24 protein-coding genes, 1 tRNA gene and 3 pseudogenes are annotated in these 25,443 nt (G+C 66.6%); 11 read left to right on the top strand and 17 right to left on the bottom strand.

The window, feature by feature from the left end; all coding sequences use genetic code 11:
- Positions 1–48: 48 nt before the first annotated feature.
- Complete coding sequence (locus K0O64_RS17945) at positions 49–1,401, top strand: TIGR01777 family oxidoreductase (protein ID WP_220045637.1); 1,353 nt, start codon at positions 49–51, stop codon at positions 1,399–1,401.
- A gap of 1 nt (position 1,402) precedes the next feature.
- On the opposite strand, the gene K0O64_RS17940 is transcribed toward K0O64_RS17945, so the two are convergent.
- From K0O64_RS17940 to K0O64_RS17920, 5 genes are read right to left on the bottom strand one after another with little or no spacing between them, the layout of a single operon-like run.
- Positions 1,403–3,217: a pyruvate kinase gene (locus tag K0O64_RS17940; RefSeq protein ID WP_220045636.1), complete on the bottom strand. Its 1,815-nt coding sequence runs from the start codon at positions 3,215–3,217 to the stop codon at positions 1,403–1,405.
- Positions 3,218–3,274: 57 nt separating this feature from the next.
- Complete coding sequence (locus K0O64_RS17935) at positions 3,275–3,991, bottom strand: type 1 glutamine amidotransferase (RefSeq protein ID WP_096311683.1); 717 nt, start codon at positions 3,989–3,991, stop codon at positions 3,275–3,277.
- Positions 3,992–4,017: 26 nt separating this feature from the next.
- The gene (locus tag K0O64_RS17930) at positions 4,018–4,767 is read right to left on the bottom strand and encodes an SDR family NAD(P)-dependent oxidoreductase (RefSeq protein WP_220045635.1); all 750 of its coding nucleotides are present in this window, start codon (positions 4,765–4,767) and stop codon (positions 4,018–4,020) included.
- A complete protein-coding gene (locus K0O64_RS17925) occupies positions 4,764–5,966 on the bottom strand; it encodes an alkyl sulfatase dimerization domain-containing protein (RefSeq protein ID WP_071949749.1) in 1,203 nt (400 codons plus the stop codon). Before K0O64_RS17925 ends, K0O64_RS17930 begins: the two co-directional genes overlap by 4 nt.
- Positions 5,967–6,014: 48 nt before the next feature.
- On the bottom strand, positions 6,015–7,283 hold the full coding sequence (locus K0O64_RS17920) for a sulfotransferase family protein (protein WP_071943627.1): 1,269 nt from the start codon (positions 7,281–7,283) through the stop codon (positions 6,015–6,017).
- A 40-nt stretch (positions 7,284–7,323) separates the two neighbouring features.
- Here K0O64_RS17920 and K0O64_RS17915 point away from each other — a divergent pair, with 40 nt between their 5' ends.
- Positions 7,324–8,220: a helix-turn-helix domain-containing protein gene (locus K0O64_RS17915; RefSeq protein WP_071943629.1), complete on the top strand. Its 897-nt coding sequence runs from the start codon at positions 7,324–7,326 to the stop codon at positions 8,218–8,220.
- Here the strand turns inward: K0O64_RS17915 and K0O64_RS17910 are convergent.
- Genes K0O64_RS17910 through K0O64_RS17895 form a run of 4 tightly spaced genes read right to left on the bottom strand, consistent with a single transcriptional unit; the run spans position 8,217 to position 11,964 of the window.
- Positions 8,217–8,615, bottom strand: coding sequence for a RidA family protein (locus K0O64_RS17910; protein ID WP_071943631.1), 399 nt, complete (start codon positions 8,613–8,615; stop codon positions 8,217–8,219). The two genes, K0O64_RS17915 and K0O64_RS17910, sit on opposite strands and share 4 nt — an antisense overlap.
- Positions 8,612–9,646 carry an acetamidase/formamidase family protein gene (locus tag K0O64_RS17905; RefSeq protein ID WP_071943633.1) on the bottom strand — a complete coding sequence of 345 codons (1,035 nt, stop codon included), beginning with the start codon at positions 9,644–9,646 and terminating at the stop codon, positions 8,612–8,614. Before K0O64_RS17905 ends, K0O64_RS17910 begins: the two co-directional genes overlap by 4 nt.
- A 46-nt stretch (positions 9,647–9,692) precedes the next feature.
- Complete coding sequence (locus tag K0O64_RS17900; RefSeq protein WP_071943635.1) at positions 9,693–10,358, bottom strand: response regulator; 666 nt, start codon at positions 10,356–10,358, stop codon at positions 9,693–9,695.
- Entirely contained in the window at positions 10,351–11,964 is a 1,614-nt protein-coding gene (locus K0O64_RS17895; protein ID WP_425574764.1) for a sensor histidine kinase, read from the bottom strand. The genes K0O64_RS17900 and K0O64_RS17895 overlap by 8 nt, the downstream gene beginning before the upstream one ends.
- Before the next feature lie 84 nt (positions 11,965–12,048).
- On the opposite strand from K0O64_RS17895, the gene K0O64_RS17890 reads away from it, so the two are divergent.
- The 5 genes and pseudogenes from K0O64_RS17890 (at position 12,049) to K0O64_RS17870 (ending at position 16,486) form a co-directional block, all read left to right on the top strand.
- Positions 12,049–13,041, top strand: a complete 993-nt coding sequence (locus tag K0O64_RS17890; RefSeq protein WP_220045633.1) for a Bug family tripartite tricarboxylate transporter substrate binding protein — start codon at positions 12,049–12,051, stop codon at positions 13,039–13,041.
- Entirely contained in the window at positions 13,038–13,556 is a 519-nt protein-coding gene (locus K0O64_RS17885) for a tripartite tricarboxylate transporter TctB family protein (protein ID WP_220045632.1), read from the top strand. The genes K0O64_RS17890 and K0O64_RS17885 overlap by 4 nt, the downstream gene beginning before the upstream one ends.
- Before the next feature lies 1 nt (position 13,557).
- Complete coding sequence (locus K0O64_RS17880; RefSeq protein WP_071943641.1) at positions 13,558–15,099, top strand: tripartite tricarboxylate transporter permease; 1,542 nt, start codon at positions 13,558–13,560, stop codon at positions 15,097–15,099.
- A pseudogene (locus K0O64_RS17875) lies at positions 15,096–15,481 on the top strand (universal stress protein). Before K0O64_RS17880 ends, K0O64_RS17875 begins: the two are co-directional and overlap by 4 nt.
- 18 nt (positions 15,482–15,499) lie before the next feature.
- Positions 15,500–16,486, top strand: coding sequence for a TerC family protein (locus K0O64_RS17870; RefSeq protein ID WP_071949750.1), 987 nt, complete (start codon positions 15,500–15,502; stop codon positions 16,484–16,486).
- 64 nt (positions 16,487–16,550) lie between these two features.
- Here K0O64_RS17870 and K0O64_RS17865 read toward each other — a convergent pair whose 3' ends face one another.
- From K0O64_RS17865 to K0O64_RS17855, 3 genes are read right to left on the bottom strand one after another with little or no spacing between them, the layout of a single operon-like run.
- Complete coding sequence (locus K0O64_RS17865) at positions 16,551–16,775, bottom strand: anti-sigma factor family protein (RefSeq protein WP_071949751.1); 225 nt, start codon at positions 16,773–16,775, stop codon at positions 16,551–16,553.
- 11 nt (positions 16,776–16,786) lie between these two features.
- Positions 16,787–17,425 carry an RNA polymerase sigma factor gene (locus K0O64_RS17860; protein ID WP_071943643.1) on the bottom strand — a complete coding sequence of 213 codons (639 nt, stop codon included), beginning with the start codon at positions 17,423–17,425 and terminating at the stop codon, positions 16,787–16,789.
- Positions 17,426–17,445: 20 nt separating this feature from the next.
- On the bottom strand, positions 17,446–18,162 hold the full coding sequence (locus K0O64_RS17855; RefSeq protein ID WP_071943645.1) for a flavodoxin family protein: 717 nt from the start codon (positions 18,160–18,162) through the stop codon (positions 17,446–17,448).
- 137 nt (positions 18,163–18,299) lie between these two features.
- Between K0O64_RS17855 and K0O64_RS17850 the strand changes: the two genes are divergently transcribed.
- Positions 18,300–18,788: a YkgB family protein gene (locus K0O64_RS17850; protein ID WP_071943647.1), complete on the top strand. Its 489-nt coding sequence runs from the start codon at positions 18,300–18,302 to the stop codon at positions 18,786–18,788.
- Here the strand turns inward: K0O64_RS17850 and K0O64_RS17845 are convergent.
- Both K0O64_RS17845 and K0O64_RS17840 read right to left on the bottom strand, forming a co-directional pair.
- Positions 18,785–19,714, bottom strand: a complete 930-nt coding sequence (locus tag K0O64_RS17845; RefSeq protein WP_071943649.1) for an alpha/beta hydrolase — start codon at positions 19,712–19,714, stop codon at positions 18,785–18,787. The two genes, K0O64_RS17850 and K0O64_RS17845, sit on opposite strands and share 4 nt — an antisense overlap.
- A gap of 18 nt (positions 19,715–19,732) precedes the next feature.
- On the bottom strand, positions 19,733–20,755 hold the full coding sequence (locus K0O64_RS17840; protein ID WP_071943651.1) for an alpha/beta fold hydrolase: 1,023 nt from the start codon (positions 20,753–20,755) through the stop codon (positions 19,733–19,735).
- A gap of 83 nt (positions 20,756–20,838) precedes the next feature.
- Here K0O64_RS17840 and K0O64_RS17835 point away from each other — a divergent pair.
- Positions 20,839–21,303, top strand: a pseudogene (locus K0O64_RS17835) (LysR family transcriptional regulator); the annotation flags it as partial.
- Positions 21,304–21,349: 46 nt separating this feature from the next.
- Here K0O64_RS17835 and K0O64_RS17830 read toward each other — a convergent pair.
- Positions 21,350–22,585, bottom strand: a complete 1,236-nt coding sequence (locus tag K0O64_RS17830; protein WP_071942665.1) for an IS256 family transposase — start codon at positions 22,583–22,585, stop codon at positions 21,350–21,352.
- A gap of 159 nt (positions 22,586–22,744) precedes the next feature.
- Here K0O64_RS17830 and K0O64_RS17825 point away from each other — a divergent pair.
- Positions 22,745–23,200, top strand: a pseudogene (locus K0O64_RS17825) (LysR substrate-binding domain-containing protein); the annotation flags it as partial.
- Here K0O64_RS17825 and K0O64_RS17820 read toward each other — a convergent pair.
- Together K0O64_RS17820 and K0O64_RS17815 are read right to left on the bottom strand one after the other, a co-directional pair.
- Positions 23,182–23,267 (bottom strand) — tRNA-Leu (locus K0O64_RS17820). The pseudogene K0O64_RS17825 and the gene K0O64_RS17820 sit on opposite strands and share 19 nt — an antisense overlap.
- A gap of 45 nt (positions 23,268–23,312) precedes the next feature.
- Positions 23,313–24,002: a sensor domain-containing protein gene (locus tag K0O64_RS17815; RefSeq protein WP_071943655.1), complete on the bottom strand. Its 690-nt coding sequence runs from the start codon at positions 24,000–24,002 to the stop codon at positions 23,313–23,315.
- Between the two features lie 60 nt (positions 24,003–24,062).
- Between K0O64_RS17815 and K0O64_RS17810 the strand changes: the two genes are divergently transcribed.
- On the top strand, positions 24,063–25,442 hold the full coding sequence (locus K0O64_RS17810) for a M20/M25/M40 family metallo-hydrolase (RefSeq protein ID WP_225933480.1): 1,380 nt from the start codon (positions 24,063–24,065) through the stop codon (positions 25,440–25,442).
- The last annotated feature ends 1 nt before the right edge of the window (position 25,443 follow it).

The following is a 25,443-nucleotide window of genomic DNA, read 5'->3' as shown; positions in this document are numbered from 1 at the left end:
TGCGGCGCGCTCACTGGATCTGTCGCCCGCGCGGGTAAAAGAGACACCATGAGCATCGAGTACGCCAGTGTCGTCGACCATCCCATCGCCGAGGTGTTCGCCTGGCACACCCGTCCCGGCGCGATGCGGCGGCTAATCCCGCCGTGGCAACCGATGCGTGCGGTGGCCGAGACCGAGTCGCTGGCCGACGGACGCGCAGTCCTCGGCCTGCCGGGCGGCCTGCGTTGGATCGCCCAGCACGATCCGGCCGGTTACGACCCGCCGCGCCAGTTCGTGGACGTGTTGTCCTCGGACGGTCTGATGACCTTGCCGCCGCGCATCATCGGGTGGTGGCGGCACACCCACCAGTTCAACGACATGGGTGACGGCACCACCGAGGTGCACGACGAGGTGGACACCACGGTGCCCGGCGCCGCTCTGCGCTCGACGTTCGTCTACCGGCACCGCCAGCTCGCCGACGACTTGGCCGCGCACCGCGACGCCAGGCAGGCGGGCGCCGGCCTGCTGTCCGTCGCGATCACCGGTTCGTCCGGTCTGGTCGGCAGTGCGCTGACCGCCCTGCTGAGCACCGGCGGACATCGGGTGATTCGGCTGGTGCGGAGTGATCCGGCCAGACCCGATGAAAGACGTTGGGATCCAAGCAGTCCCGCGGCCGACTTGTTCGAGGGCGTCGATGCGGTCATCCATCTGGCCGGCGCCTCGATCGCCGGGCGGTTCACCGACGCCCACCGCCGGGCGATTCGCGACTCCCGCATCAAGCCGACCCGGCGGCTGGCGGAGCTGGCCGCGTCGGCGGGGGTGCGGACGTTCGTGTCGGCCTCGGCGATCGGGATCTACGGTTACGACCGCGGCGACACCGTACTGTCCGAGGACAGCGCCCGCGGTGACGGTTTCCTCGCCGACGTGGTCGCCGACTGGGAGGCCGCCACCGAGCCTGCCGCACGGGCCGGGGTGCGGACGGTCGCGGTGCGCACCGGAATCGTCCAGGCCGCCCGAGGGGGGACCCTTCGGCTGATGCGTCCGCTGTTCGCGGCAGGGCTGGGCGGCCGGCTCGGCAGCGGCGAGCAGTGGTTGTCGTGGATCGGCATCGACGACCTGCTCGACATCTACTATCGCGCGCTCTACGACGAGAGACTGACCGGTCCTGTCAACGCCGTCGCGCCAAACCCGGTGCGCAACAAGGCATATACCGAGGCGCTGGCCTCGACTCTGCACCGCCCCGCGGTGCTGCCGGTGCCCTCGATCGGGCCCCGGCTGCTGCTCGGCAAGCAGGGTGCGCGTGAATTGGCCGAGGCCGACCAGCGAGTCCTGCCGGCCAAGCTGCAGGAGGTGTGCCACCGGTTCCGGCATTCGCGGGTCGAGGAGGCGCTGGCTCACCAGCTCGGGCACGAGCCCGGCTAGTTCAGTCGGCGGCCCGCCACGAGTGCAGACTGCGCAGCAGCGCACTCTTCTTGTGCTCGTGGCCGGCCATCCGCCCCAAGACATCGTCGAGCGTGATGACCGCATCGGTGATGTAGGGGCCCTTGTTGAGCATCACGCATTCGGCGCGTTCCGCCATTGCGGCATCGCTGATTTCGGCGCGCGAGGGCAGTCCGGTGGTGGCGAGTTGCTCGAGCACCTGGGTCGCCCAGATCACCGGCAGGTGCGCGGCCTCGCACAGGCACAGCGTCTCTTCCTGCAGCTCGGCCATGCGTTCGTAGCCCACCTCGACGGCCAGATCGCCCCGGGCGATCATCACTCCGACGCGGCGCCGGCGCATCGCGGTGAGCAGCAGCCGCGGCAGATGTTCGAAGGCCAGCCGGGTCTCGATTTTGAGGACCACCCCGAGATCGCGGTCGCCGAGCCGGTCCAGTTCGTCGAACAGCCGGATGACGTCGGCAGGTTCACGGACGAATGAGAGCTCGACGAAGTCGGCCAGCTCGACGACGGCGGCCAGGTCTTCGATGTCCTTGTCGGTCAGTGCCGAGATGGGTAGATCCGTGTCGGGCACGTTGATTCCCTTGGCGGCGCGCAACTTTGCCGTGCCGTGCGCGGGGCGCTCGATGCGGACGTCGATGGTGTCGGCGGCCACCGCGATCACCACGCCACCGAGCTTGCCGTCGTCGAAGAACACGCGTTCGCCTACCTCGGCGGTGTCGAACACCTCCGGCAGTGTGCATCCGATCCGCGGCGGCTGGCCGTCGTCGACGGGCGCCGGTGTGCAGTCGCGGGTCAACCGCACGACGTCCCCGGCGGCCAGTCGCAGGCTCTGTTCGATGGCGGGCAACTCTCCGACCTTGGTGGAGTCCTTCCGTCCGGCCTTCAGAACTGTTCCGCTGCCCACGTAGGTGGTCTTCTCGGCGGTCACGATGAATCCACCGGGTGCCGCGGCGGCCAGCAGCAGCCGTCGCTTCGAGCCGCGGGTATCGCGCAGCACCAGTTCGTCACCCTCGGTGCGGTCGGCCAGCCAGTCGGCCTTGACCGGCAGGGTGGTCAGGCCGGGCTCCGGCGGCCGGGCCGGGCGCCGCGCCGATGTCAGCCAGCCGCGTCCGGCCGCGACCACCTGCCCTCGGGCGTTTCGGGTCGGCCGCAACCGCACCACCTGGGGGCCTGGCTCCAGCGGGCCGGTGCGCAGCTTGGGACCGCCCAGATCCATCGCGATCAGGCACGGGCGGCCGGCCGCTGCGGCCGCGGCACGGACGTTGGCCGCCATGGCTTTCCATGCGGTGGCGTCGTCGTGGGCACAGTTGATCCGCGCGATCCGCATTCCGGCGTCGATGAGCGTGCGTGCCAAACCGGGATCGGTGGCGGCCTCCGACGGCAGGGTCACCATGATCCGGGCAGCGCGGTCCTCAGGCGCCGGCCCCAGCAGCTCGGTGGCATTGCGCTCGAGTAACCGGGTGCCCTCGGGGACCTTCACACAGACCTGATCGCTCGGGGTCCAGCCCTGCCCGCGCAGGGCGGCGATCGCCGAGGACACCAGCTGCAGCGTGGCTTGCACGTGTGCCTCGCTGCGCCCCAGCGACGACAGCCCGAGTTCGGTGAGCTGCTGCTGCACGTCGCGCAGGTCTACTTGCCGAAGCGCCCAGTAGTGCACCAGATTTGTTGCACTGCAGCGGTTCTCCGTGTGAACCGGATCGGTCCACGGCTGCCACCTGAGTTCGGCGTCGGCGAGTTGGGCCAGCAGGGCGTCGACGTCACTCTGCAGCTGGGCGAGCTGCTGCGCGTCGGCGGACATGACCCGGCACGCTAGTCATCTCAGGTTGCGATCAGGTGAACGATCGGCCGCGGGCAGTTAGCGGGCGACCTTGTCCAAGAAGCCGCGGACCAGCAGCCGGAGCCGGCGGGCGGCGTCGTCGACGTGTGTGGTGGTATCGGCGCGCACATCGTCGGCCCGCAGCCCGAGTTGGGCCAAGTCGCCCTCGCCGTCACGGTTGCGGTCGTCATCGATCCACAGTTCCAGCAGCTTGTGGTCCAGCTCGGGGTGGAACTGCAGGCCCATCGCTCGGCCGTGGACGAAAGCCTGTGTGGCGCGGTCGTTTCGGGCTATCACAGTTGATCCGGCCGGGGGAGTGAACCGGTCGAAGTGCCATTGGAACCATGGCCCGTCGTCCGGCACCAGTTCCGGATCACTGCTGGACACCCGGTGCCAGCCGATCTCGGGATCTGTCGACCGCGCCACCGTGCCGCCGAGTGCCGTGGCCACCAGCTGGCCGCCGAAGCACACCCCCAGGACACCGACGCCGGCGTCGACGGCGTGGCGCACGGTGTCGATCTCGGTGGCGACCCATGGTAGCCGTTCGTCGTAGACCGCCCACCGCGAGCCCAGCGGCACTATCACGTCGTAGCGGGTGGGATCGGGGAAGGTGACGTCGACGGCCGGGTCGGCTGCTCGCTCGGCCGGGACCACCTCGAATGTGTCGACGTCGAAGCCCAGTTCGGTGAACGTCTCGCCGAGCAGCGCTTCGGGGGCGATCGGATCGTTGTAGATGAACAGGACCTGACGGGGCACCCGCATACGGTACGGCAGGTGTGCGGCTACACGCAGTCCGAGGCGCCGTCGACGACCAGCACCGCGCCGTTGATATAGCTGCTCTGCGCCGTGCACAGGAACGCGATGGCCGGGGCGACCTCGTCGACGGTGCCCATCCGCCCGGCCGGGATGTGCGCGATCTCGGTCGCCACGATCTCCGGGGCCGCGTGCATCGGCGCGGTCATCGCGGTCTCGATGGTGCCCGGCGCCACGGCGTTGACCCGGATCCCGTACTTGGCCCACTTGACCGCCAGGTTGCGGGTGACGTTGACGATCCCGGACTTGGCCGCACCGTAACCGGGGACCATCGTGACCGCACGCAGCGCCGACATCGACGCCAGGTTGACCACGCTCGCGCCGCCCACCGCGGTAGATGCCTTCAGCGCGCGGCGCAGTCCGACGGTCAGCCGGTACGGTCCGGTGAGGTTCAGCGCGACGGATGCGGCGAACCCGTCGGGGGCGGACTCGTCGAGGCCGCCGGGAAAGTTGGCGCCGGCGTTGTTCACCAGCACGTCGAGCTCGGTGATCCCCTCGGCCAGGCTGTCAATGGATGCATTGTCGGTGAGCACAAGTTGCCGGTAGGTCATTCCCGACAGGTCGGTGTCGTAGTCGGCGGCGGCGGGTTTGGTGCCGGTGACGGTGACATCGGCATCGGCGTCGCGCAGCAGCACGGCCACGGCGTGCCCGATGCCGCTCGTCGCGCCGGTGACCAGAGCGCGGGTACCGGTGAAGTCGAAGCTCAGCTGGGCGGTCATGTGTACCTTTCGATCTGCTTGGTCAGCCAGGCGCTTTCCCAGAAGTTGACGCTGCCCGCCAGGAGCTGCTCGTGGGCCGCTTTGAGCACCGCGCGGGCCGCGGGGTCCTCGGGCCTGGTGTGGGTGACGAGCTCGGCGAGGTGGATGGCCTGCAGTGGGCGCCCGCCGGCGAGGTGGGCTCCCGCGCGTTCGGTCAGCGCCGCGGCGCCGGCCAGTTCCACCAGATCCGCGCTGACGGCGTCCGCTCCGATCGGGTACAGCTCGGTGGTCGAATTGTGGTGGAACCAACCGGAATAGTTCTCCCAGATCGCCCGGACGTCCCAGGCGACTTTGCCGTAGCCCTGTCCGACCTCGAGATCCTCGGGCAGGGTGATCTCGCGCATGAGGGTGCGAACGTCCTTGCCTGCGTTCATGCCCGCCACGGTCTGGTCGTGCAGGTATTGCACGGCATCGCGCAGCCTGGTCAGTTCGGCGTCGATCAGGTCAGCTCCACGGATGGGCTCGAAGTGGCCGGTGAGCAGCACCTCGGGTTGCAGGGCCCGCACCCGCTCGATGGTGTCGACCACGGTCAGCGCATCCCGGTAGCGGTCGCCGCGGATGGTGACCAGGTTGGGGATGTGGCCGAAGATCGGACCGAAGGTGTTGCTGCACAGGCAGACCCGCTCGTCAGGGAGCCAGACCACCATCGAGTCGGTGGTTTCCCCGCCGGGCGTGGCGATCAGTTCGAAGCGACGGTCGCCGACGGTCAGCGACAGCCGGTCGTCCACGACGAGGTCGGCGCATCCGGCGCTCTGCGGCGGCAACTTCTTGCCGAAGCGCGCCTGGATGTGGGCAATGCCATCGGCAAGTCGGCCCGAGAATGCGAATGCGCTGCGATTGGCGCGGTAGGGCAGCAGTCGTTCGTTGTCGTCGCGCCACTGCGCCCAATTGGCCTGTGCGACAACCGTGGTGCCGGGGTCGCGCAGGGTGTCCAGACCGCCGACGTGGTCGTAGTGTCCCTGGGTGATGACGATGTAGCGCACCGGTGAGGAGTCGACGGCGTCGAAAACCGCGCGGTGCACCGGACTTTCGAAGCCCATGCCGGTGTTGACGACCACGCGCCCGTCCGAGGTGGTCAGCAGGTAGGAGTTGGTCAGCCCGGGGGAGCACCAGATGCCGGGGGCGACTTCCTCGGCGCGTTCGGCGCATGCCGGTGCCATCGCGTCGGCGCCGGGACGGCTGCGGTAGATGGGATCCACTGAGTACCTCTAGATCTCGGGGCGGACATCGAAGCGGTCGAAGTAGAAGGCGAACGTCGAGCGCAATTCCTCGGGGTCGACGCCGAAGTGGCGTCTGATGTCGTAGGGGATGCGGCCCTTGGCGCCGCGGCGGTTGTCGTCGATATAGGCCGCAAACCGCTTGGCCACCTTGGGCGGAATGTCGATGCCCGCGCGTTGGTAATAGTCGCTCAGTACCGGCATCTCGTTGCCGTTGAGGTGATGGAAGCCGATGTCGACGCTGCGCTCGGGGGCCACCAGATCCCGGTCTCGCACGCACGCGGTCAGAAGTCTCCTGATTCGGTCGCTCCAGTAATCGACCAGCCAGTCGGGATCGATACTGGTGCGGCGCAACCGATCCGAATACGCCATCATCGTGATGGCCGACTGGATCACCGCGACCGGATCGCGGTGGGTGAACGCGACGGTGGCATCGGGGAACGTGGCCATCAGCGGGCCGAGCTGTTCGGCGTGCTGCGGCGATTTGAGCACCCAGGTCCGCGGACCGCGCAGGAAGGTCAACGCTTGCAGGATCTTCTTCAGGTAGGCGTAGTGGCGGACGTGGTCGAGGCCGAGGTAGTAGTCCCGCCAGCCCGGGACCCGGGCGTGCCACTCCAGGACGTAGCCGGCCATATCCAGGTCGAGAAGCTCGACCTCTTCCTCGATGGCCTCGGGGAACCGGTCGTGCATTGCCGCGACGTAGGGCGTGGTCGCCATCAGCGCCTCGTGTTCGGCCTTGACGCGGGTGTAGCGGGGATCGACGCCGAACACGTCGGGTCCCTGTCCGAGGGCGGGAATCGGATCCTCGGCTTCCCAGTACGGCAGGGCGCGCCGGCGCGGATCCTCGGCGATCAGGTTGACCAGGTGGGTGGTTCCCGAACGCGGCATGCCCACCACGATCAGCGGCCGCTCGATGGGGATTGCTTCGATTTCGGGATACCGCTTCAGCAGATCGGTCAGTGACAGGCGGTTGCGGACCTTACGAATCACCCTGGCCCGCAGGCTGCTTCGGATGAGCTGGCGCAGGCCGGTGTCGGACTCGATGGCGGCGACATGCGCCGCCAGGTGGTCGGCGAACCCGTCGTCGTCGGCCAGGTCGTCGGCGCCGGCCTGGTGCACGGCTTCGGCCATCATCTCGTCGATGTCGAAGGTGACTTCGCGGGCCTCGGTGTAGTCGAGGATCTGTCGCTGGGTGTCGGTGAGGACGGGATTGGTCAGGTCGTCGAGGTTCAGGGTCTCCATTGATGACTTCGTCGTCATGACTTGTTCCTGTCGAATATTCGACGTACCGTTCGGCAATATGACGCTGAACCTAGACCCTGCCAAGACGGCGGGTCAAGCGTCGCCTCCCACCGAGCGGGTGATCGCCGTGATGGAGATGCTCGGCGCCGACCCGGGCCGCCAGTTCACGCTGGCCGAGATCTCCCGCGGCCTCGGTATCAGCCGGGCCACCGGGCACGCGATCCTCGCAACGCTCGTCGCGCACGAGTGGGTCACCCGGGATCCGCAGTTGGCCCGTTATGCCTGGGGGCCGGCCATCGCCGGCCTGGCCAAGCCCGCCGACCTGTTCCGCGACGAGCTGGCCGAACTGGCCGCGGCCACCGGAACCCAGGTCTATCTCGCCCGTCGTGACGCCAGCAGCTTGGTGATCATCGACGTCGCCGGCGAGACCCTGACGGCACCGCGCATCGGGCGGGGGACCAAGACGCCGTTCGTCGCCCCGTTCGGTCGCGATTATGTGGCGTGGTCGACGCCGGAGGCCCAACAGGCCTGGCTGGAGGCGATCGGCCAGCCCAGTCCCGCGCTACGCAAGCGAATCTCGGCTGTATTGACCGAAACTCGTAGACGCGGCTTCGTCGTCGAGCGACTCACCCGGGAGTATCTGCGGGTCTACTCCGCGCTGCAGGCGCTGTCCGGGGATGGCGAGGTGGATGCGATCACCGCGCAGCTGGCCCGGGCGTTCGCCGATCTCAGCGTGATCGACGTGCTGCCGGGTGAATTGAGCGCCGGCGCCACCCACAGCATCGCGTCGGTGTCGGCGCCGATCACGACTGCCGACGCAGTGGTGACCATGTCGGTCACCGCGGCTCCGTTCGCCACGCTGGATGCGTCGGCGATCAGCGGCCTGGGGCAACGGGTGTGCGCCACCGCCGCTGCCATCGGCGACCGGCTCAACCGCTACGGCGATCAGGCCTAGCCCCAGCCGCCTTCGCGCCAGCACACCCAGTCGATCTCGACCAGTGCGCCCACGGCTAGGCCGGTGGTACCCACGCAGGTTCGGCTCGGCAGCCGATCGGGGAACCACGGCGCATAGGCGGCGTTGAAGGCGGCGTAGTCATTCCAGTCGAGAAGGAAAGCCCGCACCGAGACCACATCGGCCAGACCGCCACCGCAGAGCTCGGTCACCCGCAGCAGGTTGGCCAGCACCTGATCGGTCTGGGTCGCGACGTCGTCGCCGATGACAGCGCCCGTCGTGTCGGTCGGCATCTGACCGGTGACGTACAGCGTCTGGCCGGCGGCGGTCGCGTGGGCGAACGGCGCCACCGCAGGCGGGACACCGTCGGCCGGGGTGAACGTGAACGCCCGAGTCATGCAGCAGGATTCTGCCACCGCGGGAAGCAACGCTTGTCGATTCGGCCGTGGACGCCCTGGCGTTGGTCGACCACCTGGGTCACGGTGAAATCCACCGCCACCGACAGGAACGAGTAGGCGTCCGCCCGTGACAACCCGAAGTAGCACTGCAGCAGCTGAAGAGTCCGCAGCGTCGCGCACTTCATCGCGGCGTCCAGGCTGTCACCGAAACCGTGCACCAGCAGCTCGGTCGACGTCTCCAGCACCGGCACGGTGAATGGCAGATCGCGGCGAATCGTCAAGCGCAGCAACCCGTTCAGCGACGACTCCAGCGCGGTGCCGCTGACCTCGCCGTCGCCCTGCGAGACATGCGGGTCACCGACCGACAGCAGCGCGCCCGGCACCTGGACGGGGTAGTACATCCGGCCGCCGGCGCCGATGCGCCAGTTGTCGACGTTGCCGCCGTGATCACCCGGCGGTACCGAGGAGACCCGCACCGGGTCGGCGGGTGCGACGCCCATGGTGCCGAAGTGCGGGCGCAGCGGCACCACGGTGCCGGGCAATGCCGGTTCGCGGCTCGCCGGGTCGGGCGCGACGATCGTGCCGGGCTCGTTGGCCAGCGGGGTGGCGGTCCAGTCGTAACCGAACAGCGCGCGTCCCAGCAACGCATCGGTGTCGAGTTCGTAGACGGTGACCCGCTCGACGGGAATCTCGTCGTACAGGTAGCCCCAATGTCCGGCGAGGTTGGATCCGTAGGGCAGCCGAGGGGTGGCTTCCAGGATGTCGACCTGCAGCACGTCACCCGGCCGGGCTCCGGCGACGGCGATCGGGCCGGTGAGGATGTGCGGTCCGGGTCCACGGTCGTCGACCTCGGCGAATACCTCCTCGATGCGCTCATCCATCAGTAGGTCGGGGGCGTCACCGGCGTGATGGGTGAGCGTCTCGATCGACACCAGATCACCGGATTCGACGGTCACCGCGGGGGTCTGCCGCGGGTCGAAATAACCCCACTGCACCGTCTGCGCTGTCGCCGGAAGATGGTGCAGTGTCATAAGCGTCAGATCATGCCAGCAGCCCCGCCGGGGCGCGCGTCGAGAATTACACCGTGTGGTAGCGGCGTTCGGGGCGGCCCGCTCCGTACTGCAGTCGCAGACCGAGCACACCCGCGGTGAGGAAGTACTCGAGGTAGCGGCGCGCACTGACCCTGGAGATGCCCACCCGGTCAGCACATTCGGCCGCCGACAGCTCGCCGGCCTCACGGACCGCCTCCAGGACGAGCTGTGCGGTCTCGGCACCGAGACCCTTGGGCATCGGCGGAGGTTCGCCGGTTGCGGGGGAATGCCCGAACAAGCTGTCGACGAAGGTCTGATCGATGCCCACCGCGGCACCCAGCGCGTCGGCGCGGGCGGCGAAGGCTGCCAATTTCGTTCGGAGCTGGTCGAATTCGAACGGCTTGATGAGGTAGTCCGCGGCGCCGCCGTCGAGCGCGCCGGTGACGGTGTCGAGCTCTCGGGCCGCGGTGATCATGATGACTCCCACGGTGTCGCCCTCGCCGCGCAACTGCTGCAGCACCTGCAGACCGGTCATATCGGGCAGATACACGTCCAGCAGGATCAGATCGGGGTGCAACGTTCGAGCGGCATCGAGAGCGGCGGCGCCGGTGTGGGCGACCTCGACGGTGCGGAAACCGTCGATGCGGTCGACGAAACGGCGGTGGATGTCGGCGACCATGAAGTCGTCGTCGACGACCAGCACTTCACGCATGAGTCACCGACTTGATTCTGGGCAGCCGGGCGACGAACAGGGCCCCGCCGTCAGCGGCATCGCGGACCTCGGCGGTGCCACCGTGTTGGGCGGTGATCAACCGGACCAGCGCAAGCCCGATGCCCCTGCCACCGGGAACGTCGGGCTTAGACGTAACACCACGAGAGAAGATTTCGCTGCGTTGTGCCTGCGGCACACCAGGTCCGGAGTCGGCGACCTCGATCGTCAGGCCGTCGCCGTCGTCGATGTGCACGGTGACTCGGGAGGCGAGAGTTCCCTCCGACACGTCGACCGCATTGTCGATCAGATTTCCCAACACCGTGATCACGTCGGTAGCCATGGCGGGGCTCAGCGCCGCCAGGTGTGAGTCGTCGGTCAACTGCAGCGAAACACCGCTTTCGGCAGCCAGCGTCGTCTTGGCGATCAACAACGCAGCCACCGCCGAATCTGAAATATGTTGTGTGACTGCCGCATTGATCTCCGCGCGGCGGCGGGTCAGGGCACCGACCAGATCCCGTACCGAGTCGTACTCGCCGAGCTGAACCAAGCCGGAGATCGTGTGCAGCTGGTTGGCGAATTCGTGGGTCTGCGCCCGCAGGGTGTCGGTAACACTCTTGTGCGACGAGAGCTGGCCCTGCATCGACGCCAGTTCGGTGCTGTCGCGCATGGTGGTGACGGTCCCGATGCGCTGGCCCTGACTGGTCGCCGCCCGGCGGTTGAGCGCCAATACCCGGGTGGGCGTGGCGATGACGACGTCATGCCCGTTCTCGCCGGACACCAGGAAGTCTGCTACGGCTGGGTCGATGCCGGCGTCGCGAACCGGACGGTTGACCACCTCTGGGCCGATGCCCAGCAGTTCCTGGGCGCTGTCGTTGACCACCGTGATCACGCCGTCGGTGTTCACCCCGATGACGCCTTCACGGATGCTGTGCAGCAACGCTTCTCGGTGCTCGGCGAGTCCGGCGATCTCGGCGACCTCCAGTCCCCGGGTATGCCGTTTGATCCGTCGGGACAACAGCCAGGAGGCGAGCAAGCCCAGCGCGGCGCCGAGACCCAAATACACCAGGAGTCGCTCGCCTGCGCCGCTGAGCAGTTGCCACACCGAAGGGTAGGGCTCGCTGACCGACACCACCGAGAGAACGCGCCCGTCGCTGGACAGGATCGGGACCTGGCCGGCCATCGCGTGTCGCCCGTCAATGTCGAGGTCGCCGAACCAGGCCCTGCCCTCCACGACGCGGCTGGGTCCGAAGCCGACGGTCTTCCCGACCCGGGACGGATCCGAGGAGGCCCGCACCACGCCCGTCCGATCGATCAGTTCCGCGAGCCCGGCACCGGAGAGGGCGACAGCGCGATCGACGTCGGGAGCGAGCAGACGAGCGGCAAACGGGTCCGCGTATCGGTCTCGCACGACTGGAGTCGAGGCGACGTTCTCGGCGACCGCGATCATTCGTTGCCCGCGGACGTCGCGAAACTCCTTGGTCGACTGGGCCACCGACACTGCGGCCACCGCGATCAGCACGACTCCGACGACCAAAACCTGGAAGGCCAGAAACTGACCCGCGAGGCTTCGGCTGCTACGTGCCAGCGATGACCACAACGACCACAACTTCCTTTACGTCCCAAAGAGTGACCCGCATCACTCTATCGGCCAGTATTGCTGAGCATCACAACAATGCGAAGGGGCACGACGATGTGGCGGCGTAGCCGACGACCATACCTCCGGCCGGTTGCGGCCGCGCTCGCCGTGGCGCTACTGCTCGCCGGCTGCGGCGTGACGCGCGGCGACGATCCATCCGGGCTGCACAGGTTGCGAATGATGGTGCCCAACAGCCCCGGTGGGGGTTATGACCTGACCGCACGGACGGCGGTGAAGATCATGGAGGACCAGGACATCACCGGCCGCGTCGAGGTGTTCAACGTGCTCGGCGCCGGTGGCACGGTCGCGATGGCCCGGCTGATGAACGAGCGCGGCAACGACGATCTGATGATGACCATGGGTCTGGGGGTGGTCGGCGCCACCTACACCAACGGATCCAAGATCAAGGCTTCCGACGCCACCGCCATCGCCAAGTTGATCGAGGATCCCGGGGCGATCTTCGTCCCCGCCGATTCACCGTTCAAGACGGTGGCCGACTTTGTCGCGGCGTGGAAGGCCGACCCGAGCAAGATCACGATTGGTGGCGGCTCGTCACCGGGCGGCCCGGACCATCTGTTCCCGATGGAGGTCGCGAAGAAGGTCGGCGTCGACCCGAAACAGGTCAACTTCATCACCTACGACGGCGGCGGTGACCTGCTGACCGCACTGCTGGGCAAGAAGATCACGGTGGGAACCTCCAGCCCGGGCGAGCTGATCGACCAGATCGAGGCGGGTCAGCTGCGGGTACTCGCGGTGTCCAGCAAGGAACGTGTGGAGGGCATCAATGCACCGACGCTCACCGAATCCGGTATCGACCTGACCTTCGCCAACTGGCGCGGAGTCCTTGCGCCACCGGGCATTTCGGACACTGCCAAGAACGAGATGGTCAATGCGCTCGAAAAGATGCATGGTACAAGCGAGTGGAAAGACGCGTTGGCCAAGAACGGCTGGACCGACGCCTTCATCACCGGTGCGCAGTTCGAACAATTCCTCAAAGACCAGGACAATCGGGTCTCGTCGACCCTGACCGAATTGGGGCTGTTGTGAGCATTGACGACACAGTGGCGGAAGAAACCCGCACCGTCGACTACGCACAGTACGTCGTGGTCGCCGTGCTGCTGCTCGTCGGCGGATTCCTGATCTACACCGGACTGACGCTTGACGAGGGCTTCGCGAAGGTGGATCCCGTTGGGCCCAAGTTCTTTCCGTTGATCGTCGGTGTCGCGGCGCTGGTACTCGGGGTGGTCCTGGCCGTTGCGATACCGCGGGGCAGCAAGGGCGAGGCCGACGCCGGCGAGGACATCGACCCCGAAGCGCCGGGAGACTGGCGCACCGTCGGGTTGCTGATCGCACTGTTCGTCGCCATGATCCTTCTGGTCAATCTGCTGGGCTGGGTGATCATGAGCGCGCTGTTCTTCGCCGGTGCGGCAACGATTCTGGGCAGCAGGCACTACGTGCGCAACCTCGTCATCGGCGTCGTGCTCGCACTGGCCAGCTTCTATGCGTTCTACTCCGGGCTCGGAATCCCGCTGCCCGCAGGCATCTTGGACGGGATTCTCTAGAATGGACAACTTCAACTGGCTGCTGCAGGGCTTCGCCGAGGCGGCGACCCCGATGAACCTGTTGTACGCCGTGATCGGGGTGCTGTTGGGCACCGCCGTCGGCGTGCTGCCCGGAATCGGGCCCGCCATGACAGTGGCTCTGCTCCTTCCGATCACCTACAACGTCAGCCCCAGTGCTGCTTTCATCATGTTCGCCGGTATCTTCTACGGCGGCATGTACGGCGGGTCCACCACGTCAATCCTGCTGAACACGCCGGGGGAGTCGTCATCGGTGATCACCGCCATCGAGGGCAACAAGATGGCGAAAGCAGGCCGAGCCGCGCAGGCGTTGGCGACGGCGGCCATCGGTTCGTTCGTCGCGGGCACCATCGGTACCGTACTGCTCGCGGCGTTCGCGCCTGCGATCTCGCGATTCGCGGTCACCCTCGGTGCGCCGTCCTATCTGGCGATCATGCTCTTCGCGCTGGTCGCGGTGACCGCGGTGCTCGGCTCGTCGAAGTTACGCGGCGCCATCTCGCTGGTGCTCGGCCTGGCGATCGGCATCGTCGGCATCGACTTCCTGACCGGTCAGCCACGGGCCACGTTCGGCATTCCGCAACTGTCGGACGGGATCGACATCGTGGTGATCGCGGTCGCGATTTTCGCTGTGGGAGAGGCACTCTGGGTGGCCGCGCACCTGCGCCGGCGGCCGGCCGACGTGATTCCGGTCGGCAGGCCGTGGATGGGTCGCGACGACTGGCGGCGGTCGTGGAAGCCGTGGCTGCGCGGTACTGCTTTCGGGTTCCCGTTCGGTGCGCTACCCGCCGGCGGTGCTGAGCTGCCGACCTTCTTGAGCTACATCACCGAGAAGAAGCTCTCCAAGCATCCGGAGGAGTTCGGCCGCGGTGCCATCGAAGGGGTGGCGGGGCCGGAGGCTGCCAACAACGCCTCTGCCGCAGGCACTTTGGTACCCATGCTGTCGCTGGGGCTGCCGACCAACGCCACCGCGGCGGTCATGCTCACCGCGTTCGTCTCCTATGGAATTCAGCCTGGGCCAACACTGTTCAGCAAGGAGCCGCTGCTGATCTGGACGCTCATCGCGAGCCTGTTCATCGGCAACCTCTTCCTGCTGCTGCTCAACCTGCCGCTGGCGCCGCTGTGGGCCAAGCTGCTGCGCACGCCGCGACCGTACCTGTACGCCGGCATCCTGTTCTTCGCGATGCTCGGGGCGTTCGCGGTGAATATTCAGCCACTGGATCTCGCCTTGCTGCTGCTGTTCGGGCTGCTCGGTTTGATGATGCGCCGGTTCGGCCTTCCGGTACTCCCGCTGATCATCGGTGTCATCCTGGGGCCGCGTATCGAGCGCCAGCTGCGCCAGAGCCTGCAGCTCGGCGGCGGCGACTGGTCGAATCTGTTCACCGAGCCGGTCGCGATCGTGACGTATGTGTGCATGGCGGTGCTGCTTGCCATCCCGCTGGTGCTGCGACTCCTGCACCGGGACGAGGAGACCCTGCTGATCGTCGAGGACGATAAGGATCAACGAGAGAAGGCGCAGACAACATGATCGTCGTGGGATACACCAACGACCAGTTCGGCGAGGCGGCGGTGGACGCCGGCATCGCCGAGGCCGCTCTGCGCGATACCGATCTGCTGGTGATCAACTCGACGCAGGGAGACTCCTACGTCGACGCCGCGTTCGCCCACACCCGGCAGGTGCGCAATATCGAGGAACGCTGCGGGACTGCGGGCTGCGGTACGAGCTGTCCCAACCAGTCGGGGTGTACGCCGCCGACGCGCTGCTGGAGGCGATGGAGCGCCCCGAAGCCGAGCTGTTGGTGATCGGCCTCAGGCACCGCAATCCGGTCGGCAAACTCCTGCTGGGCAGCGTCGCGCAGCAACTGCTGATGGAATGCCCAAAACCTGTGCTCGCGGTGAAGCCTGGCTAATTACGAATAATGGATGTCATGGACATCACCGGAGCGGTCTGGTTCATCACGTGCGCCGTCATTCTCGGCCTGTTTGTGTTCGACTTCTTCGCTCACGTCCGGGTGCCACACGAACCGACATTCAAAGAGTCGGCGATCTGGTCGTCGGTGTACATCGGTCTCGCGGTGGCCTTCGGCTTCGTCGTGTGGGCGCTGTGGGGCGGGGAGTACGCGGGTGAGTACTTCGCCGGGTATGTCACCGAGAAGGCACTGAGCGTCGACAACCTGTTTGTCTTCACGGTCATCATGAGCACTTTCGCGGTGCCACGGGCGTTCCAACAGAAGCTGCTGCTGATCGGGATCGTGCTGGCGCTGGTGATGCGCGCCGGTTTCATCGCCGTCGGTGCCGCGGCCATCAGCGCGTTCAGCTGGGTGTTCTACCTTTTCGGAATCTTTTTGGTGCTCACCGCGATCAAGCTCGCGAAGGAGGCCGGCCACGAGAAGGAGGTCGAGGAGAAACGCGACAGCCGGATCATCGCGCTGGTGCGGCGCGTCGTCCCGACGACCGATGACTACCACGGCGACAAGTTCCTCACCACGCTCGACGGCAAACGGACTGTCACGCCGATGTTGTTGGCGCTCATCGCCATCGGCTTCACCGATGTGCTGTTCGCACTGGACTCGATTCCGGCGATCTATGGTCTGACCGAGCAGCCCTACATCGTGTTCACCGCCAACGCGTTCGCGTTGATGGGGCTGCGGCAGCTGTACTTCCTGATCGGGGGACTGCTCGACCGGCTGGTGTACCTGTCCTACGGGCTGTCGGTGATCTTGGCGTTCATCGGCGTCAAGCTGGTGTTGCACGCGCTGCACGAGAACAGCCTGCCGTTCATCAACGGTGGCCAGCATGTTGCGGTGCCGGAGATTTCGACCGGGATGTCGATGGGCGTGATCGGCGTGGTGCTGCTGGTGACCACGGTCGCGAGCCTGGTCATGACACGGGGCCGGGTCAAGCAGACGCCTTGACGACATCGGCGGCTGAGCCGCTGGTGGGAGTGATTCACGAAAGACCAAGCGTTACAGCGCGATCTCAGTTCCAGTCGCGGAAGGCGGCCAGGAGCTTGCTCCGAAATTCTGGGTCGAGATGCTCGTGATCGATCTTGCCGAGCGTGTCGATGGTGGCCTGGAACTGTTGGAGGTACGACGCGCAGCCGTCACAGTCGAGCAGGTGCAGATCGAAGCGCGATCGCGACGTCAGGTCCAGGGATCCGTCGAGGTAGGCGGTGACCAGTTCGACCAATTCGTTGCAGGACATCGGTTCAGGGGTCACGGCGCCTCCCGCACGTAGTCCTCGAGTGCTTGCCGGATGGCCGCGCGTCCACGGTGGAGCAGGACACGCTGGTTGGCGACGCTGATGCCCAGCAGTTCGCACACCTCGCTGGAGTCGAATCCCAGCATGTCGCGCAGGGCCACGACCGTGCGTTGGCAGTCGGGGAGTTTGTCCAACTCGCGGCGTGCGACAGCGATGAATTCGGTACTGAGCACCGACCCCTCGGGGGTGTCGGGAAAGGGTGCCGGTGCGCGCTCATCTCGCCAGTGCCCGGGCCAGTCCGGGTCGCTTGCGGAACGGAACCGCGCCGGGTCGACGGTGCTCCCGCCAGACGCCGCCAGTTCCGCGTCGGCGGTGCGCTGATCGCGGATACCGCGGGCTTTTGCGATGTTGATCATGACCGTGAAAAGCCATGTCCGAAGCGAGGATCGGCCCTCGAACTTGTCGATCCCCTTGATCAGCGCGATCCAAGTCTCCTGGACGACCTCTTCGGCGGCCTCCGTGGTTCTGACGTAGCCGCGCGCAACCCTCAGCAGCGCAGGCGTATGACGGTCGACCAGGGCGGCAAACGTCTGCTCGTCGCCGGCCCGCAATGAAGCGACCGTCGCCGACTCGTCGTTCTCCGTCCCGATCATCGAGACGAAATACTATCCGCTCAGCGGTATTCCGGATTGGCAAAATCATAGCGACAGTCGGCGTCCCACCCCGATCGAACATTGCCGTAGGCCGGTATGCCGCCGGCGCTGCGCAGCAGTTGCGCCAGGTGCATCAGATTCCACGTCATGAAGGTCGTGTTGCGATTGGTGAAGTCGTTCTCCGGCCCACCCGAACCCGGATCCAGGTAGGACGGTCCGGGACCTGCTTCTCCGATCCACCCGGCGTCAGCCTGTGGTGCAATGGTGTAGCCGATGTGCTGCAGCGTGTACAGCACATTCTGCGCGCAATGCTTCACCCCGTCCTCGTTGCCGGTGATCAGACACCCGCCGACGCGGCCGTAGTAGAGGTACTGGCCGGCATCGTTGAGCAGATGCGATCCACCGTAGAGTCGCTCGTGTACCTGCTTCATGACCGAGCTGTTGTCGCCGAGCCAGATCGGCCCGGCGAGCACCAAAATGTCTGCGGCGAGCACCTTTTCGAACAACTGCGGCCAATCGTCGGTAGCCCAGCCATGCTCGCGCATGTCGGGCCACACGCCGGTGGCGATGTCGTAATCAACGGCGCGTACCACGTCGACCGCGACGCCGTGCGCTGCCATGATCGAGCTGCTGATGTCGATCAGCCCCTGGGTATTGCTTGTCTCGGGCGACCTTTTCAGGGTGCAGTTGATGAACAAGGCGCGCAGACCGGTGAAGTCAAAGTTCGGATGATTCATCGGGGCGTTCTCCCTTTCCGTGGTGCCGCCTCTGTAGTGGTGTGAGCCGCCATAACCGTTACGCCGTCCCGCCGATGTAACGCAGCGTGCTCAGAACCGCACCAATCGGTGGAACGGACCACAGAAAGGGTTTCGCAATGACCACCATCCAGACACCAACTCGTATCCACGTAACCGATTCGGCGGCAGGCACAGTGGGCGCGCTGGCAGCGCGCTACGGACTCGTGATCGTGATCGGCTGGATTGGCGCGTTGAAGTTCACCGACTATGAGGCGCACGGCATCCAGCCGCTGGTCGCCAACAGCCCGTTCATGAGCTGGGTGTACGGCATCTTCTCGGTGACCGCATTCTCGACGGTGTTGGGTGTCGTCGAGATCGCGACCGCGCTGCTGCTCGCCGTCAAGCCGTGGTGGCCGAAGGTATCGGTGCTGGGCAGCGTCATGGCGGTAGGTCTGTTCCTCGCCACGATCAGTTTCCTGGTCACCACGCCCGGCATCTGGGAAGCATCGGCAGGCGGCTTTCCGGCGCTGTCGTCGACCGGTCAGTTCCTGATCAAAGACGTCGCGCTGATCGGGCTCGCGGCGTGGACGCTCGGCGACGCACTGCGTGCCATCCGCCGCGTCTAGGGCGACTCTCGCGGTGGATCGTCGCTTGCGATGGCACACCGGACGTACTCGACGATGTGGGCGTAGCTACGCCGGGTGATGTCAGCGGCGTCGCTCATGATGTTGTACCCGTGGTCGACGCCGGGCACCTCGTAGTACTCCACCAGTGCGCCGACAGCATCGAGGCGGGCGGCGTACCTGCGGGCCTCGTTGCGCAGCCGATCATGCTCGGCGGTCACGACCAAAGCAGGTGCGATACCAGCAAGGTCGGCCGAGTCGTCAGCCCATGCCGGCGAAGCCAGCCGGTCCCTGCGCTGGGCCGGGTCAGGGATGTACGCGGTGTCGAAGACCGCACCCATCCACGGCTTCATCACCGCGCGCGGGCCGATCACCGAGGGTTTGTCGCGGGTCGGCGTCACCAAGTCCAGCGGGGCGTAATGCAAGACCTGCAAAGCGATCTCGGGCCCGCCGTTCTCGAGGGCCAGCCGTGCCACCGCGGCGCTGAGGCTGCCGCCCGCGCTCTGACCCCCGACGCAGAGTCGAGTTCCGTCCCAGTCCCGACCGGGGTCGGCGGCCCAGCACGCGATGTCGTAGAGCTGGTGCGGGGCGGCGGGAAAGCGGTGGCCGGGCGCGAGCACGTAGTCGGTATTGATCACGACCGCACCGCTGTTGGCCGCCAGGTATCTGCACCACGGATCGTCTTGTTCCCGGTGTCCGACCACGAAGCCGCCGCCGTGGACGTTGACGTACGCGGCGGGCCGGCCCGCGCCGGCTGGTGGGTGATAGACCGTTGCGGGCGTCGGCCCGTATCGCGTGGGAATGGTGATCTCCGACGTGTGGCCGGCGATCTCCGGGAAGCGTACGGCGCGCTTCGGGGCTGGATTGACCGTCGCAGCGAACACGCGCGCTAGCGTGTCGGCGACCAACAGAAGGGACAGCAACGACATTCGGTAACGGTCCTTCGGTTAGCGGTTGAGCATCCGGGCGACGTCGACGACGGCCGCCGCGAATTGCTCCGGCGCCTCCTGTGGGACATTGTGTCCGATCTTGTCGAGGATGCGGTGCTGGTAGGGGCCGGTGTAGATGGCGCGGTACGCGGCGCCATCTTTGGCGGCGCCGTCGAAGTCGCTCGCGATCGTGATGGTGGGCACGGTGATGCGGGGCTTCGTCGCCAGCCGTTGTTCGTCGGCGTCGTAACGCGATTCGCCCATGGCGAGGCTGAGGCGCCAGCGGTAGTTGTGAATCACGATGTCGACATGATCGGGGTTGTCGAACGCCGCAGCGGACAGAGCGTAGGCGGCGTCGTCGAAGTGCCAGAGGGGCGAGGCAGTCGACCAGATCAGCCGATTGAACGCGGTGGTGTTGTGGCGGTAGCCGAGTTCGCCGCGCGGCGTGGCGAAGTAGTACTGATACCACCAACCGCGTTCGGCATCGGGAGGCAGCGGTTGGCGATTGGCGGCCAGGTCGACGACGATGTAGCCGCTGACCGCGACGAGTCCGCTAACCCGCTGAGGCCACAGCGCGGCGACGACGTTGGCGGTACGGCCGCCCCAGTCGTAACCGCCGAGGATCGCCTTGTCGATATGCAGAGCATCCATCAGCGCGATCACATCGTCGCCCAGGGCGGCCTGCTGACCGTTGCGGAATGTGTCGGTCGACAAAAATCGGGTCGATCCGAAGCCGCGCAGGTACGGCACGATCACGCGAAACCCTTGGCCGGCAAGGATTGCCGCGGCATCGGCGTAGCTGTGGATGTCGTAGGGCCAGCCGTGCAACAGGATGACCGGTCGTCCGTCGGCCGGCCCTGCTTCGGCGTAGCCGACATCGAGCAGACCCGCCTTGATCTGCTTGATCGGGCCGAGGGTGTGCCGCGGCGAGCTGGGCGGCGCGTCGGTGCGGGCCGGGGTGGTCGCACACGACGACAGGAGTGCCGCACCCCCGGCAATCGCCGTCAGTCGCCCGAGGCCTCGTCTGCTGATGCCGTTCATGCCTCCAGTTGACGCCATCCGGCTCATCGCGTCCAACGATTTTTGTCGATGACTGTCATCTGTGAAACAGATACGGTGGACGTGTGGAACTGCGCCAGATCGAACACTTCGTGTACGTGGCCGAAGAGATGAGCTTTACCCGCGGAGCCCAACGGGCGCACATCGTGCAGTCGGCATTGTCATCGTCGATCGCCAGGCTCGAACGTGAGCTGGATGTGCAGCTCTTCGATCGATCGCGGCAGCAGATACGTCTCACCGCCGCCGGCGAACGGTTCCGATCACACGCCTACGACGTATTGAGGGCGAGTCGACTGGCCGTCGAGTCGATCGGTGAGTTCACCGGAACTCTTTCCGGCACAGTCGAATTCGGGTCGCTGATTTCCTCAGGGCCATTGGATGTTGCCGCCGTGCTCGGGCGATTTCACCGCGCCCACCCGTTTGTTGGATTGCGGTTGCGGCTGAGCCAGACGGGAGCGTCGTCGTACCTGTCAGCGCTTCTCGAAGGATCGTTGGACCTGGCTTTGGTGTCGGTTCCGGGGTCAAGTCCAGGGGCGTGGTGTACGACGCCGTCGTGTGATTCTTCGTGGTGATGGTTCAGGCGGTCAGTACCGCGGGGGTGGCCTCCTGTTCGGTCGGGGTGTCGTTGATGGTGCGTGATTTGCTCAGGACGTCAAGGCCGAGGTAACGCCGGGACTCAGCCCATTCGTCGTGCTGTTCGGCCAGTACTGCCCCGACGAGGCGGATCAGGGCGTCGCGGTCGGGAAAAATGCCCACGACATCGGTTCGCCGACGGATCTCCTTGTTGAGCCGTTCCTGGGGGTTATTCGACCAGATCTGGCGCCAGATCTGCTTAGGGAACGCGGTGAACGCCAGCAGGTCAGACCGGGCCGCTTCCAGGTGGTCGGCCACCTTGGGCAGCTTGTCGGCCAGCGCGTCAATGATCCGGTCATATTGCGCTGCAACTGATTCCGCGTCGGGTTGATCGAACACCGAGTGCAGCAGGGTGCGCACCCACGGCCACGACGACTTCGGGGTGATGGCCATCAGATTGGTCGTGTAGTGCGTTCTGCAGCGCTGCCAGGCCGCGCCGGGCAGCGTGGCACCGATCGCGGCCACCAGACCGGCGTGCGCGTCACTGGTGACCAGCTTGACCCCGGACAGACCCCGGGCGGTCAACGACCGCCAGAACGTCAGCCACCCGGCACCGTCCTCGGCGGTGGACACGTCGATACCCAGGATCTCGCGGTAGCCCTCGGAGTTGACCCCGACCGCGATCAGGGCGTGCACGTTGACCACCCTGCCGCCCTCGCGGACCTTCAGCACCAGGGCGTCAGCAGCGACGAATGTGTACGGACCGGCATCCAGCGGTCGGCTCCGGAATGCCTCCACCGCGGTGTCGAGTTCCTTAGCCATCACCGAGACCTGCGACTTCGACAGGCTGGTAATGCCCAGGGTCTCGACCAGTTTGTCCATTCGCCGAGTGGAGACACCGAGCAGGTAGCAGGTCGCCACCACCGTTGTCAGGGCCCGCTCGGCTCGTTTGCGGCGTTCCAGCAGCCAGTCCGGAAAGTAGGAGCCCTGCCGCAGCTTGGGGATCGCAAGGTCCAAAGACCCTGCACGGGTGTCGAACTGGCGGTGCCGGTAGCCGTTGCGGGAGTTGGTCCGTTCGGTGCTGCGCTCGCCGTAACCGGCGCCGCACAGGGCGTCGGCTTCCGCGCCCATCAGGGTGTGGATGAACGTGGCCAGCAGTTCACGCAGCACGTCGGGATGAGCAGTGGTGAGTCGTTCGGCCAGCACGGCCGGCAGGTCGATATTGTGGGCAGCGGTCATCGCGTCGATTCCTTCTTTGCTCGAGTGACTTTGGACGGTCTCTCGAAGAATCACGCGATGACCTTCAATCACTCGGCTACGACACGCCGGTACCGCTGATCAGGTCCGACTCGTACACCACTCTGCTGGACGCAACCGGTTCCGGACCGCCACCCGCCTGCGCTGAACATGCAGTTGCTGTTCGAGGAGCCAATGGTTTTCGTGTGTCGGACTGACCACGTACTGGCCGGAAGGTCCCGGTTCCGCCTCGCAGATGTCGCGACCGAGGACCTTGTCGGTTTGCCGCCGGGCTTCGGACTGCGGACGCTGGTCGACGACGCACTGCACGCTGTCGGCGTCAGCGCGCGCACGCAGTACGAGGTCCCCGCCGGCTTCGCCGCGATTGCCGAATTGGTACGCAATGGGCTGGGTACCGCGTTCATGCCTCGTTCGGAGGCTCACCGGTTGGATGGACTGGCGTCGATCGCACTGACCGATCCGCTGCTGTGGCAGGTGTACCTGGCATCTCGGCCGATGGATCAGCTGACGGCGGCAACCAGCGTGCTGGCCGAGATGATTCTGGAGGCTGCCGTCGGCGCGCGGAAAAAGAGTAAAAGTGTCCGAGGGGGGACTTGAACCCCCACGCCCGTTAATAGGGCACTAGCACCTCAAGCTAGCGCGTCTGCCATTCCGCCACTCGGACTCAGTGAGCAGCTAAGGCTAACGGATCGAGGACCGCAGCCCAAAACTAGGCCGAGGGCAGCCGCCCGGCGATCTGCCCGGCGATCGCGCTGGCCGCCGCCGTCGGCCCGTTCAGGCTGCACGCCTCGACGTCCACCGCGACATTGCTGTGCACGGTCAGCGCCCGCTGACACGCCCATCGCTGCGGGCTCTGCTGTACCCGCGACACTGCAAGCACGTCGTGATCGGTGCTGGTCTGCCCGACCGACCACACCTGCGGCGGGCCGATCGGCTGCGCGTAGTTGAGCTCCCGGTTCGAGCAGGCCGCCCAGCCGCGCTGCGAGGCCGTGAAGAAGTCCGACGCGGCCTGCGCGGTCGGGAACGACACCACCGCCTGCACGGCGAAGTGCGACCACTCCGGCGCCGTCGGCGCCTCCCGCAGCACCTGGCCGTGAATGGCCGTCGATCCGCTGTTCGCGTACACGCCCTGCTGGGCAGCACCGGCGATGGCCAGGCAGTTCACGTCGGCGAAGTGGGCGCTGTCATTCCACGCCTTGTTCACGTCGGTGGTGACGACCACGTCGTCGCTGGCCAGCGCCGCGCCCACGTCGGGAGCCGACAGCAGCAGCGCCGGAAGGCCGTCCGGGCTGGTCAGCGGCGCACGTTCGGCGGGCTGCGCGGTACCCGCCGTCACGGCCGAGCAGCCGCTGACCGACAGGCACAGCAGCGCCGCGATCGCGGGCAGGCGGGGAGTCATCCGCTAAATCAAACCCTAAATCGGCGTGTTGCGCGAGTGGTTCTTGGGAAACATGTGGTAATGCCTGACCTCCGCAGCCACGGCCGCCCCGCGCCAGTGGTAGGAAAGGGGACTGTGACCCAAGCCGTCGACGAGGTGGTCGATCTCGTCAGTTCCCTGATCCGGTTCGACACGTCCAACACCGGCGAGTTGGCGACCACCAAGGGCGAGGCGGAGTGTGCCCAGTGGGTGGCCGAGCAGCTCAGCGCCGTCGGCTACACATGCGAGTACATCGAGTCCGGCGCGCCGGGCCGGGGCAATGTCTTCGCCCGTCTCCCCGGCGCCGACCCCAGCCGCGGCGCGCTGCTGATCCATGGTCACCTCGACGTGGTGCCCGCCGAGCCCGCCGACTGGAGTGTGCACCCGTTCTCCGGTGCCGTCGCCGACGGCTACGTGTGGGGCCGCGGTGCGGTCGACATGAAAGACATGTGCGGCATGATGATCGCGGTCGCCCGGCACTTCAAACGTGCCGGCATCGTGCCGCCCCGCGATCTGGTGTTCGCGTTCGTCGCCGACGAGGAGCACGGCGGCACCTACGGCGCGCAGTGGTTGATCAACAACCGCCCCGACCTTTTCGAGGGAATCACGGAGGCCATCGGTGAGGTGGGCGGCTTCTCGCTCACCGTGCCGCGCAAGGACGGTGGCGAACGCCGGCTCTATCTGATCGAGACCGCCGAGAAGGGGCTGTCCTGGATGCGGCTGACTGCGCGGGGCCGCGCCGGGCACGGATCGATGGTGCACGACGACAACGCCGTCACCGCCGTCGCCGAGGCCGTCGCCCGCCTGGGGCGGCACCAATTCCCCTTGGTGTTAACCGATTCCGTGGAACAGTTCCTCACCGCCGTCGCCGAGGAGACCGGTTATAGCTTCGATCTCGATTCGCCGGACCTGGACGGCACGATCGCCAAGCTCGGCGGCATCGCCCGCATCGTCGGTGCGACACTGCGCGACACGGCCAATCCCACCATGCTCAAAGCCGGCTACAAGGCCAACGTGATCCCGCAGACCGCCGAAGCGGTCATCGACTGCCGGGTGCTACCCGGGCGCAAGGAGGCCTTCGAGCGGGAGATCGACGAACTGATCGGTCCCGACGTCACCCGCGAGTGGGAGCGCGACCTGCCGTCGTACGAGACGACGTTCGACGGCGACCTCGTCGACGCGATGAACGACGCGCTACTGGCCGTCGATCCGGAAGCCCGGACCGTGCCGTACATGCTCTCCGGTGGAACGGACGCCAAAGCCTTTGCCAAACTTGGCATTCGGTGTTTCGGCTTCATCCCGCTGCGGCTGCCGCCCGAGCTCGACTTCGCGGCACTGTTCCACGGCGTCGATGAGCGGGTACCCGTGGACGCACTGCACTTCGGCACTCAGGTGCTCGAGCACTTCCTCAAGAACTGCTGAC

Origin of the sequence: Mycolicibacterium pallens, from assembly GCF_019456675.1 — a bacterium.
Lineage (GTDB): Bacteria > Actinomycetota > Actinomycetes > Mycobacteriales > Mycobacteriaceae > Mycobacterium > Mycobacterium crocinum.
The sequence above is the reverse complement of the archived record's forward strand: the minus strand, read 5'-3'. Positions and strand labels throughout refer to the sequence as shown.

Coding starts and splice junctions, on each gene's coding strand:
- K0O64_RS17920 (WP_071943627.1), bottom strand. CDS start 7,283: ATGACGACGAAGTCATCAATGGAGACCCTGAACCTCGACGACCTGACC.
- K0O64_RS17870 (WP_071949750.1), top strand. CDS start 15,500: ATGGACATCACCGGAGCGGTCTGGTTCATCACGTGCGCCGTCATTCTC.
- K0O64_RS17840 (WP_071943651.1), bottom strand. CDS start 20,755: ATGAACGGCATCAGCAGACGAGGCCTCGGGCGACTGACGGCGATTGCC.
- K0O64_RS17845 (WP_071943649.1), bottom strand. CDS start 19,714: ATGTCGTTGCTGTCCCTTCTGTTGGTCGCCGACACGCTAGCGCGCGTG.
- K0O64_RS17815 (WP_071943655.1), bottom strand. CDS start 24,002: ATGACTCCCCGCCTGCCCGCGATCGCGGCGCTGCTGTGCCTGTCGGTC.
- K0O64_RS17905 (WP_071943633.1), bottom strand. CDS start 9,646: ATGACACTGCACCATCTTCCGGCGACAGCGCAGACGGTGCAGTGGGGT.
- K0O64_RS17850 (WP_071943647.1), top strand. CDS start 18,300: ATGACCACCATCCAGACACCAACTCGTATCCACGTAACCGATTCGGCG.
- K0O64_RS17940 (WP_220045636.1), bottom strand. CDS start 3,217: ATGTCCGCCGACGCGCAGCAGCTCGCCCAGCTGCAGAGTGACGTCGAC.
- K0O64_RS17890 (WP_220045633.1), top strand. CDS start 12,049: ATGTGGCGGCGTAGCCGACGACCATACCTCCGGCCGGTTGCGGCCGCG.
- K0O64_RS17855 (WP_071943645.1), bottom strand. CDS start 18,162: ATGAATCATCCGAACTTTGACTTCACCGGTCTGCGCGCCTTGTTCATC.
- K0O64_RS17900 (WP_071943635.1), bottom strand. CDS start 10,358: ATGCGTGAAGTGCTGGTCGTCGACGACGACTTCATGGTCGCCGACATC.
- K0O64_RS17930 (WP_220045635.1), bottom strand. CDS start 4,767: ATGACCGCCCAGCTGAGCTTCGACTTCACCGGTACCCGCGCTCTGGTC.
- K0O64_RS17925 (WP_071949749.1), bottom strand. CDS start 5,966: ATGGCACCGGCATGCGCCGAACGCGCCGAGGAAGTCGCCCCCGGCATC.
- K0O64_RS17830 (WP_071942665.1), bottom strand. CDS start 22,585: ATGACCGCTGCCCACAATATCGACCTGCCGGCCGTGCTGGCCGAACGA.
- K0O64_RS17880 (WP_071943641.1), top strand. CDS start 13,558: ATGGACAACTTCAACTGGCTGCTGCAGGGCTTCGCCGAGGCGGCGACC.
- K0O64_RS17915 (WP_071943629.1), top strand. CDS start 7,324: ATGACGCTGAACCTAGACCCTGCCAAGACGGCGGGTCAAGCGTCGCCT.
- K0O64_RS17810 (WP_225933480.1), top strand. CDS start 24,063: ATGCCTGACCTCCGCAGCCACGGCCGCCCCGCGCCAGTGGTAGGAAAG.
- K0O64_RS17945 (WP_220045637.1), top strand. CDS start 49: ATGAGCATCGAGTACGCCAGTGTCGTCGACCATCCCATCGCCGAGGTG.
- K0O64_RS17865 (WP_071949751.1), bottom strand. CDS start 16,775: ATGTCCTGCAACGAATTGGTCGAACTGGTCACCGCCTACCTCGACGGA.
- K0O64_RS17860 (WP_071943643.1), bottom strand. CDS start 17,425: ATGATCGGGACGGAGAACGACGAGTCGGCGACGGTCGCTTCATTGCGG.
- K0O64_RS17910 (WP_071943631.1), bottom strand. CDS start 8,615: ATGACTCGGGCGTTCACGTTCACCCCGGCCGACGGTGTCCCGCCTGCG.